This is a genomic window from Phocaeicola sp., from assembly GCF_057861905.1.
Genome location: NZ_DBMACV010000095.1, coordinates 1 through 9,406, shown reverse-complemented (window position 1 = coordinate 9,406; position 9,406 = coordinate 1). Strand labels below are relative to the sequence as shown.

The following is a 9,406-nucleotide window of genomic DNA, read 5'->3' as shown; positions in this document are numbered from 1 at the left end:
AAATCACTGCTGCTGTACATACTTTTAATATTTTTTGTTACAGCAGCGAAGGTCATATTTTTTATTCTTTGAGGCAATACGTCAAAATTGGATGCTTACTGGTATTACTATCGACATCTAACGATTCCACTGCTGTTTGCAAACTACTATCTTATAACACCTCATCATAATATGATGAGCCAACAGCTCCCGAAAGCCGCTGGCTCATCACCTTGTTTTTCTTAAAACCGTGTTTTCTTGAAAATCTCGATACGATTCTTGATATTCTCTTCAAGACATTCCTTATACAGCCACGGCTCAGCGCTATGAAAATCACCTACATTAAGGAAGCCCATAATCGGAGAATATTCACTACCACTGTATCCTTTCACCACCAGCACCTTTTCCTTTTGTGCTACACTCACCGTAATCGTGTCGTGCAAGGTAGCCGGTACATCATCCGTACGCCAGTTCACTGGGTTGATACAGAAGGCACATGGAGCAGCTACCACAGGCTGAATATACTTCACATCGCTGACAGAATTATAACATATCGTTACACCAATGTCGTCGGGGCCCTGGGCAGCCTTAATATTGGTAGAAGCCAACGTATCGTCAGGTGTAACCTTGTAACCCAGTACATAAGCAGCCACCATCTGTTGGTATACGTCCTTAGGCATTATCTTCAACAGTTCGACAACCGCCTTGCCACCCTGACTGAATCCAGCCAGTACAAACGGACGGTTCTTCGGACGGTTCTTCAAAAAGGTTTCGAATGCGTTACGGATATCTTCAAAAGCAATAGCAAAACGTTTGTTGATAATGTCTTCATCGCTCGTAGCCCACACTTGAATTGTTATATGCCGATAAAAAGGAGAATAAAAATTATTATCCTTACCCATATAAGCAGCTATAGCCGAAATCTCTTTTGTCATATCATCACGGTGTTTCTTTTTATAAACATCCGCATAATGAACTATTGTTCCATTCTCGTCCTTCCAATCTTTTTCCCAAGTAGATACAATATAAAACACGTCGGCATTTTTTCCCGTCTTATCATTTTCCTCTGTATACCAGAAAGTTGAATCAGAATAGTCAGGTGCCTGAGGAATATACTCCTGTGCCTCCATCTTGTCACATCCCGAAAACAGCACACATAGTAAAAGAGTAACTATATACCATAAACGGATGTTTTTCTCTTTGTTAAAATAAATTTTATTCATATGATTTTTATTTAGATAATTCATCAAAACGAAACTAACTTTTCCCTTCCAGACTTCAATGTTATAGAAAGTTCAAGAGCAAGGACAATCACTATTTACCAAGGGACAAAATTACAGAGATTTATCGTATAGCAGATTATTTTTACAAAGAATTTATATTGTGAAAAGAAAACCGACTTTGAATAAATCCGAATCATATAAACTACTTATCATTCACACTAAGGAGCAATTCAACATCATAAATTTCTTACCGTAACTAATCCTCCTTATCGAAACCCATTTTCGACTTGCGGTTATCCGGGGTTTTCGTACATTTGCAGAGAAAATCCAGATGATTCGTCGTCCCCCTTCGTCTGTTCCTGAAGAAAAAACGTTTCACCGAAGATTACAAAAACTGGAAAGACAAAAAATTAGAATAGAGAGCAATGAAAAATAAAATCTTCACCTTATCTGCATGGATTGCAGCACACATCACTCTTATCGTGGTACTGGTGACTGTCGTGGCACTCTTTCTCCCTTCCTCGTTTGCCTGGATAGGAACTTCAGCCATCACGCCGATGCTTGGCGTGGTAATGTTCGGCATGGGACTGACACTTCGCCCGTCCGACTTCAAGCCCGTTCTGCAACATCCTAAAGACATCCTCATCGGCGAACTGGCACAGTTTCTCATTATGCCTTCCCTGGCGTGGCTGCTCAGCAAGCTGCTGGCCCTGCCCGAAGAACTTGCTCTCGGAGTAATCCTTGTGGGATGCTGTCCGGGAGGTACGGCAAGCAATGTCATCTGTTACCTGGCCAAAGGCGATGTTCCTCTGAGCGTAGCAATGACCGGCGTTTCCACCCTGCTGGCTCCCGTCGTCACGCCTGCCCTCGTATGGCTGCTGGCCGGCGAATCGGTCGACGTAGACATTGCCGGCATGTTTTTAAGTATCGTACAAGTGGTAATCGTTCCCATCGTACTGGGATTTGCCGCGAACCATTATTTTGGACAAACCACCCGACGAATCGTACCGCTGTTACCAATGATTTCCACACTATCCATCGCATTCATCATCGGCATCATCGTTGCCCACAACTCTACCAGTATTCTTACATGCAGCCTGATAGTAGCCGTAGCGGTCATCCTGCATAACGTACTCGGACTGGCCTTAGGCTATGGACTTACTGCCCTTACCGGAAGCGAGCCGTCCAAACGGTCGGCCATTGCCATCGAAGTAGGCATGCAGAACTCCGGACTGGCCACTTCGCTGGCTACTACCCATTTTGCCATGTTCCCTATGGCGGCCGTTCCCGGAGCCATGTTTTCCGTATGGCACAACTTTTCGGGCAGCATCGCAGCACAAATTTTCAGGAAACAGTCGGACAAGAAACAAAATAGAATCTGAAAGACCTGCATTCAGACATTCCGGACACCTATTTTTTTCAGACAATACATGCGGAAAACTGGAAAGAAACCTATAACTTTGAGCTGGTCTACAAAAGCTAATAAAGACAAAGTAACATGAAAAAAGTGATTGTTATTTCAACCAGTCTACGCACTGGCTCAAACAGCGACATGCTCGCTGATCAATTTATAAATGGTGCTCTCCAGGCAGGTCACGAAGTAGAAAAGATCTCACTTATCGGTAAAGATATACACTTTTGTCGTGGATGCTTAGCCTGCCAGAAACTGGGCAAATGTGTTATTCAGGATGACGTCGACAGCATCATGCAGAAAGTGCTGCATGCGGATGTCATCGTATGGGCTACTCCAATCTACTATTTCGAGATGAGCGGACAGATGAAAGTGCTCATCGACCGTATGAATGCGTTGTATACCATGGATTATCAGTTCCGTGACGTCTACATGCTAACTACTGCCGCCGAAGAAGAACCGGAAGTTCCCAAACGAGCAGAAGCTGGCCTCACAGGCTGGATTGATTGTTTCCCGAAGAGCCGTCTGGCGGGTACACTTTTCTGTGGCGGAGTAACTGCTCCACGTACCATCACCGGAAACCCCAAACTAAATGAAGCCTACGAAATGGGACTTCATTGCTAAAACAATATTACGAAGGCAAGCAAGACCGAAAAGATCGGAAACGTGCTTACTTCTCAACCAATAATAAACAAAAATACAAATTAACTATGGAAACATTTTATGACGTAATTGCCGGCGATCAGCTCGTGCTGGTCGATTTCTTTGCGACCTGGTGCCAACCCTGCAAAATGATGCACCCCGTCCTGCAACAAGTAAAAGAGATACTGGGCGACCGTATCCGTATTATCAAGATTGATGTAGATACGCATGCAGTACTATCCCAACAATACCAGATTCAGTCCGTCCCCACCCTCATGCTGTTCCGCAGAGGAGAAGTACTTTGGAGAGCAAGCGGTGCAATGCCGAAAGCTGAACTGTTGTCAACCATCGATCCTTTTTTGCAATAACCCACAAGTAAAGACGAAACGATAATGAACGAAGAAATTACCCTGCGCGATGTAGCCGGCTACCTGGATCGCATCGGTATTCAGTTTATGGCTACCATCGGACTCGACAGCAAGCCCAAGGTACGCCCCATGCAATACATGATACTGGAAGACGATAAGCTCTGGTTTTGTACCAATGCAAAGAAAGAAGTGTATGCCGAGCTTCAGGCAAATCCCGCTCTCGAACTTTGCGGATGCAAGCTGGAAAAGGACGAAATACAAACGCCCTGGATTCGTTTCTCGGCAGAAGCAGTCTTCGAAGAACGTCAGGATATCCGCGACGCCATTATCGAGAAGAGTGCCATCGTGCACGAACTTTACAAAGACATGCGCACCAATCCCGTGTTCAAAGTATTTTACCTGAAGCACATCGACGGCTGGATGACCAATTTAGGCAACGTAAAAGGACTGGAGAAGAAAGCCGATTTTGCCAAGCCCATCCATTTCCAGTTCTGAAAAAACTTCTTGTAAAGTATCCTTCCCGCTATTTTACCCGAGATTCCGAAAAGATTTCCGATTATCCGTTTGAAGAACGCGGCAAAAGTCTGTTTTCCGGAATCTCGGAATTAACGAAACATCGGCAACCGACAAGCTTTATCAACTCAATAACTCCGGTTCCGGATGTCAATCGTCACATCCATATAGCTCCGCAATCCCTCTATGTAATCCGCATAAAGAACCTCCACGTCCTGTCCTTTCAGTACGTGACACTTACCGCACAGCTCACAGTTATGCAGGCATTTCCACTCATCGAGCACATACGCCCGACGCTCTTCCTTCGTTGATTGTTCTATAGCAGGAGGTATCATGATACAAATTTATACTATACAAATATAGTAGTTCTACCTTACCTGCAGTTATATTGCCCTTGTAAAAATGCAAAATACGTCCACACAGATGTACATCCGTTCGCGCTTCTACCGATAATCGTATAATACCATCCGGAATCAATCTATTCCCATCACCTTCAAATCCTTTCGATATACCCCTCCTGATCATACCCCCGATGATACTGATGAATACAAGCCACCAGCTCTTCCAAGCGTGGATCAGTTACCTGCATTTTCCCATATTTCTCAAGTTGATGATTATACCTTTCCCTGCTTCCATGTGCTATCCGATATTCATAGTCCGCCGGAATCAGGAAAGAAGCTCTCTCACCTAAATATTTGTAGAACGATGTAAGGTAAATATGAACGCCTGCCAAATCGAAATCGCCAAAATGAATATACCGGTTAGGAATGCTTTGCAGCCAACAAATCAAATCCTTACTCTGTTCCTGCGGATAGCGGGACACAAAAAGCTGCTTCCCCCCGTCGGGTACAACCGAACCGAAAAGCTTTTTCTGGGCCGATACATACCTGAAGTTTTCGGGATTCTCAATACCTATTACTACCACATCTTCCGGAATCGCAAATTTCCAATAATCGTAGATAAAATCAAAAGTCCCCTCCAACGGCAAAATAGTCTTGGGGTACCCGTTTACCGTTGCTGGTATAGGCTGATAACTATTCACCAGAAAACCGTAAAAAGTACGTTTCTCCCTATATTTCGAATCACCAGTTACAGCAACCTGAACAGCCCTTTTCACATTATCCGACAGCAAAAGCCGACGACACTCCTCCAAATCCCGAATATTACATTTATTCGACAAGTACTCACAAAAGCTACGTCCGTCAATCGCACGTAAAGTTTTCCGGCTGCCATGCGAAGTAACCATCAGAACTCCATCTTCCAGCATCTGCTCAACCCAGTCGCCTTTCAAACTACTTGCCGGTAAAGCCTCACCATTAGCCAGACTAATAAATTTATCAATAAGTGCTACAGTCTTTTTCATTCAACCAACGTTTTATCAAAAACAATCTTATTCGGAACAACCAAATTTACAGAAAATATTAATCATTCATACATACAACCGATTTTTATATAACTTTGCCAGCGTAACAAATCACTTTTTAAACCATATAATATCATGATAAAGATATACGGCATGCACACGTGCCCCGACTGCACTTACGTAGAAGAACAGATAAAAGGCGACAGCAACTACGAAGTTATCGACATTGGCCAGCATGTGAGAAACCTCAAGGAATTCCTGAAACTCCGCGACCATCATCCCGTTTTCGACGAAGCAAAGAAAAGCGGAGCCGCCGGCATCCCCTGTTTTGTACTGGAAGACGGTACTGTGACATTAACTCCCGAAGATGCCGGACTACATTCACGCCCGGCCTGCGAAGGAGCAACTTGTAACATCGACGGAAGCGGTTGTTGAAAATGAAACGAAAAGTTATCTTCCTTCATGGCTTCTTCGCTTCCGGTGCGTGCACACCTGCCCAGGCATTGCAAGAAAGCCTCAGCAATAAAGCGCAAGTTCTGACTCCCGATTTGCCTTTGCATCCCCGAGAAGCACTTTCATTCCTGCGTCAACTATGCCAACAAGAAGCCCCCGATGTACTCGTCGGAAACAGTAACGGTTCCTTTCTTGCCCAGATTATAGCTTCCGAAAACGGACTCCCCGCCCTGCTTGGAAACCCATATTTCGAAATGACCAAATTCCTGACCGAACGCATCGGGCCCCATGAATACAAGTCACCTCGTGCCAACGGCAACCAGCATTTCGTCATCGACCAGCCCCTGATTGATGAATTTGCCGAAGTACAGCTCCATCAATGGGACCACTACCAGCCCGCGAACCGCGAACACATCTGGGGTATCTTTGGAGAGAACGACCATCTGGCCCACTACGAACCACTCTTTCTGAAATACTATCCCCACTCCTGGCACTTCCCGGGCGGGCATACTCCAACAGCCGATGAGGTACACCAATATTACGTTCCACTAATAGAAAAACTATTAACAATATAGTTCCATGCAAATCATTCTGGCCATCGATTCATTCAAAGGCTGCCTCACATCAAAAGAAGTAGAAGCAGTCCTTGCACAAGTTCTGACTTTCCGCGGTGTGACAGTCCATTCACTCCCCATGTCCGACGGTGGTGAAGGCATGCTCGAAGCCTTTATCTCTGCCTTGCACGGACAAATCATCCAAACCAAAGTACACGATCCGCTGATGCGTCCCATCCTTGCCAGCTATGGTATTGCTCCCGACGGAACAGCCGTTATCGAAACAGCCAAGGCATGCGGACTGACATTGATGAAAGCCGAAGAACGCAATCCACTGATAGCCACGACCTACGGTGTAGGCGAACTCGTAGCCCACGCCATACAACAAGGTTGTAGAAAGTTCATCATCGGACTGGGAGGAAGCGGAACCAGCGATGCCGGAAAAGGAATGCTTCAGGCACTTACCGACATCCTCGCCCCTAACGGAACAATAAACGATGTACTGACCAGCCAAACAGCCGGATGCCAGTTTACCTTAGCCAGCGACGTACGCAATCCACTTTATGGAAAAGAAGGAGCAGCCTTTACCTTTGCTCCCCAAAAAGGAGCCACTCCCCAGATGGTAAACGAACTGGACCGCCGCGCCCGACAGTTTGCCGACAGTTCTGCCCGCCTAATGGGAAAAGATACTTCCACGCAACCCGGTGCCGGAGCCGCCGGAGGTTTAGGCTACGCTTTCATGCAATATTTCAATGCTACGGCACAATCGGGAGCCGACTTACTGCTCGATCTCATAAAATTCGATGAACTGTTGAAACATGCCGACCTTGTCATTACCGGCGAAGGGCACGCCGACCGCCAGACACTTATGGGCAAACTTCCCGAACGCATTCTGCAACGGGCACGAAAGCATCAGGTTCCGGTATGGCTAACCGCCGGACAGGCAAGCGACAGACAAGAACTTCTCAATGCCGGATTTGCAAGAGTAGACAGCATTACCCCCGAAGGCATGAGTATTGAAGAGGCTATTCAGCCGGAAACAGCCAGACAAAACATTCTTCGCTGGATCGACCAACATTTTTGACCACACGATATCCGGCAGACGAAGCATCCATTCAACACCTATACCTGCTCCCCACCAGATAAAATGGCACGAAGCCGAAATAGGTGTAGTATTCCATTACTTCCGTAGGACACAAACGCATCGAAGCCTTTCCTGCTGTCGAAGCCAAGTCATTCCGTCTAATTGTAGAAGAATGTACGGCAGCTCCCATTATCCGTGACTTCAGCATTTATGCTGTCAGTCCGTTGACAGCAGACGGCAATCCTGCAAAATAAGTATTCACCTGATGTCTCCTTTGTCCTTAATGGTTGGGAACAAAGGAAACATTCTTATTACGAAAGGAAAAATATCTTTAGAAACCGACAGGCCGACAAACATTATTTACTAGGTGCCAGTTATGCTTTTCCAAAGAAAACTTAATGTTTATCTTTAATCACGTAACATAAGCAATTGGAGAATCATGGCAGACATTTTTACATCCGACAATTGAAATCTTTTCATTTCTAAGATATATAGATATAAGTTGTTGGCATATTATATTTGATTAATATATTTACCATTGACTTACTCTATGAATAATTATTTTATCTTGCCTAATTTTTTCAAACGACTGCGAATAGCTCCTTCTGTGCGCTCAAACATTTCGGCTAATACTTTCACACTATTCCCTTCATCATACAACTGACAAAGTATATTATCAGCTTCTTCTTCCCAAGAAATATAAGCGTTTCCATGCTCCTTCCTCTTTTCGTCAAGAGTATAAGCCTTCTTCCTCTCCAGCTGCACAGGCGAAGAGATGCTTTCCTTATCATTGTAACTCTGTTTTGACGGAATCACCCCTCTTACCCCACCTTTCGGATTAGGGACATCTCCTTTATAACGAGGAATCAGATGCATGTGTACGTGAAAGACCGATTGCCCCGCTGCCTCATTCACATTGATGCCGATATTATATCCATCCGGATGATAACGCTCATCCACTTTTTGTTTCACATATTGAAGCATTACGTTCATTGCCTCCCGTTCATGATTAGTTAAATCAAAATAAGAAGCTACATGACGTTTAGGAATAATCAACGCATGACCAGGTGATACTGGATAACCGTCATAGAACGCTACACAAGTAGCCGTCTCACAGATAATTTCTACCCTACGAGATAAGCGGCAGAAAGGACAGGTTTCTCCTTCTTTCCGAGGCAACTTATTAAAATGATGATACTCATAAAGTTCATAGCTGGTATTACGTTCCAAACTCTGAAATGGCAAACGCACATTACATTGATACGTATACTGACGATAGATGGCATGTAATCTGAATCCTTCTTCGGTCAAATCACGACGTACAGCAAAAAAGGCCGTTCCCTCAGGAGAAAGAAGATTTGTTACATTCATCATTACCTCTGCCTGTGCATAGGGTTCTAATACATTCAAGACATAATTACACAAAATAATATCAAACTTTCCAACTGGGTATTCAGGCCGATAATAATAGTCATATCCCGTAATATTATACCCTTGACGTTTCAATTCATCCGTATCGAACCCATAACCACAACCGAAATCTAAAATACGTCCCTTCAATAAATTGTGTTGAAGTAAATAACGGGTAGGTACAAAAAGACTTGTACGCTTTATAGCAGTCAGGTAAGGATGATTTATTTTTTCTAGTTCCATAATATTTAGTAATACTTATAGTACACCATACTTCTATTATGAACAAAATTTACATTACATATGCCCCATTATGAGAACATCCCATTTGAAATTCCTGATAATTGGGTGTGGACGACAATCGGAAATCTCTGTTCAAAAATAGGGTCTGGCAGTACCCCCAAAG

Annotated in this window: 12 protein-coding genes; 7 read left to right on the top strand and 5 right to left on the bottom strand. The window is 44.4% G+C overall.

Translation table 11 applies throughout. The features are described 5' to 3' along the window. Window positions 1-221: 221 nt before the first annotated feature. Complete coding sequence (locus ACZM60_RS13610) at window positions 222-1,202, bottom strand: DUF3089 domain-containing protein (RefSeq protein ID WP_489521763.1); 981 nt, start codon at window positions 1,200-1,202, stop codon at window positions 222-224. Between the two features lie 425 nt (window positions 1,203-1,627). Between ACZM60_RS13610 and ACZM60_RS13605 the strand changes: the two genes are divergently transcribed. The 4 genes from ACZM60_RS13605 to ACZM60_RS13590 all read left to right on the top strand — a co-directional run bounded on the left by ACZM60_RS13605 (window position 1,628) and on the right by ACZM60_RS13590 (window position 4,118). After that, complete coding sequence (locus ACZM60_RS13605; RefSeq protein ID WP_021971420.1) at window positions 1,628-2,584, top strand: bile acid:sodium symporter family protein; 957 nt, start codon at window positions 1,628-1,630, stop codon at window positions 2,582-2,584. Between the two features lie 116 nt (window positions 2,585-2,700). Beyond that, on the top strand, window positions 2,701-3,237 hold the full coding sequence (locus ACZM60_RS13600; RefSeq protein WP_021971419.1) for a flavodoxin family protein: 537 nt from the start codon (window positions 2,701-2,703) through the stop codon (window positions 3,235-3,237). An 86-nt stretch (window positions 3,238-3,323) separates the two neighbouring features. Continuing rightward, on the top strand, window positions 3,324-3,623 hold the full coding sequence (gene trxA / locus ACZM60_RS13595) for a thioredoxin (RefSeq protein ID WP_489521762.1): 300 nt from the start codon (window positions 3,324-3,326) through the stop codon (window positions 3,621-3,623). Window positions 3,624-3,647: 24 nt separating this feature from the next. Then, on the top strand, window positions 3,648-4,118 hold the full coding sequence (locus ACZM60_RS13590; RefSeq protein WP_489521761.1) for a pyridoxamine 5'-phosphate oxidase family protein: 471 nt from the start codon (window positions 3,648-3,650) through the stop codon (window positions 4,116-4,118). Between the two features lie 146 nt (window positions 4,119-4,264). On the opposite strand, the gene ACZM60_RS13585 is transcribed toward ACZM60_RS13590, so the two are convergent. Together ACZM60_RS13585 and ACZM60_RS13580 are read right to left on the bottom strand one after the other, a co-directional pair. Continuing rightward, window positions 4,265-4,471 (bottom strand): hypothetical protein, encoded by a 207-nt coding sequence (locus ACZM60_RS13585; RefSeq protein ID WP_021971416.1) that lies wholly within the window; start codon window positions 4,469-4,471, stop codon window positions 4,265-4,267. Between the two features lie 158 nt (window positions 4,472-4,629). Beyond that, window positions 4,630-5,499, bottom strand: a complete 870-nt coding sequence (locus ACZM60_RS13580; RefSeq protein ID WP_489521760.1) for a DUF7281 domain-containing protein — start codon at window positions 5,497-5,499, stop codon at window positions 4,630-4,632. Window positions 5,500-5,634: 135 nt separating this feature from the next. Between ACZM60_RS13580 and ACZM60_RS13575 the strand changes: the two genes are divergently transcribed. From ACZM60_RS13575 to ACZM60_RS13565, 3 genes are read left to right on the top strand one after another with little or no spacing between them, the layout of a single operon-like run. Further along, window positions 5,635-5,934, top strand: a complete 300-nt coding sequence (locus tag ACZM60_RS13575) for a glutaredoxin-related protein (protein ID WP_340319649.1) — start codon at window positions 5,635-5,637, stop codon at window positions 5,932-5,934. Between the two features lie 2 nt (window positions 5,935-5,936). Further along, complete coding sequence (locus ACZM60_RS13570; RefSeq protein WP_340319650.1) at window positions 5,937-6,527, top strand: YqiA/YcfP family alpha/beta fold hydrolase; 591 nt, start codon at window positions 5,937-5,939, stop codon at window positions 6,525-6,527. A 4-nt stretch (window positions 6,528-6,531) separates the two neighbouring features. After that, window positions 6,532-7,590, top strand: a complete 1,059-nt coding sequence (locus ACZM60_RS13565; RefSeq protein WP_489521759.1) for a glycerate kinase family protein — start codon at window positions 6,532-6,534, stop codon at window positions 7,588-7,590. A gap of 31 nt (window positions 7,591-7,621) precedes the next feature. Here the strand turns inward: ACZM60_RS13565 and ACZM60_RS13560 are convergent, their stop codons facing one another. Both ACZM60_RS13560 and ACZM60_RS13555 read right to left on the bottom strand, forming a co-directional pair. Next, window positions 7,622-7,798: a hypothetical protein gene (locus tag ACZM60_RS13560; RefSeq protein WP_340319652.1), complete on the bottom strand. Its 177-nt coding sequence runs from the start codon at window positions 7,796-7,798 to the stop codon at window positions 7,622-7,624. Window positions 7,799-8,148: 350 nt separating this feature from the next. Next, window positions 8,149-9,243, bottom strand: a complete 1,095-nt coding sequence (locus ACZM60_RS13555) for an HIT domain-containing protein (RefSeq protein WP_489521758.1) — start codon at window positions 9,241-9,243, stop codon at window positions 8,149-8,151. Window positions 9,244-9,406: the final 163 nt, after the last annotated feature.

Excerpts from the sequence above, each read along its gene's own strand:
- ACZM60_RS13610 (WP_489521763.1), bottom strand. The coding sequence starts at position 1,202 with ATGAATAAAATTTATTTTAACAAAGAGAAAAACATCCGTTTATGGTAT.
- ACZM60_RS13605 (WP_021971420.1), top strand. The coding sequence starts at position 1,628 with ATGAAAAATAAAATCTTCACCTTATCTGCATGGATTGCAGCACACATC.
- ACZM60_RS13600 (WP_021971419.1), top strand. The coding sequence starts at position 2,701 with ATGAAAAAAGTGATTGTTATTTCAACCAGTCTACGCACTGGCTCAAAC.
- trxA (WP_489521762.1), top strand. The coding sequence starts at position 3,324 with ATGGAAACATTTTATGACGTAATTGCCGGCGATCAGCTCGTGCTGGTC.
- ACZM60_RS13590 (WP_489521761.1), top strand. The coding sequence starts at position 3,648 with ATGAACGAAGAAATTACCCTGCGCGATGTAGCCGGCTACCTGGATCGC.
- ACZM60_RS13585 (WP_021971416.1), bottom strand. The coding sequence starts at position 4,471 with ATGATACCTCCTGCTATAGAACAATCAACGAAGGAAGAGCGTCGGGCG.
- ACZM60_RS13580 (WP_489521760.1), bottom strand. The coding sequence starts at position 5,499 with ATGAAAAAGACTGTAGCACTTATTGATAAATTTATTAGTCTGGCTAAT.
- ACZM60_RS13575 (WP_340319649.1), top strand. The coding sequence starts at position 5,635 with ATGATAAAGATATACGGCATGCACACGTGCCCCGACTGCACTTACGTA.
- ACZM60_RS13570 (WP_340319650.1), top strand. The coding sequence starts at position 5,937 with ATGAAACGAAAAGTTATCTTCCTTCATGGCTTCTTCGCTTCCGGTGCG.
- ACZM60_RS13565 (WP_489521759.1), top strand. The coding sequence starts at position 6,532 with ATGCAAATCATTCTGGCCATCGATTCATTCAAAGGCTGCCTCACATCA.
- ACZM60_RS13560 (WP_340319652.1), bottom strand. The coding sequence starts at position 7,798 with ATGCTGAAGTCACGGATAATGGGAGCTGCCGTACATTCTTCTACAATT.
- ACZM60_RS13555 (WP_489521758.1), bottom strand. The coding sequence starts at position 9,243 with ATGGAACTAGAAAAAATAAATCATCCTTACCTGACTGCTATAAAGCGT.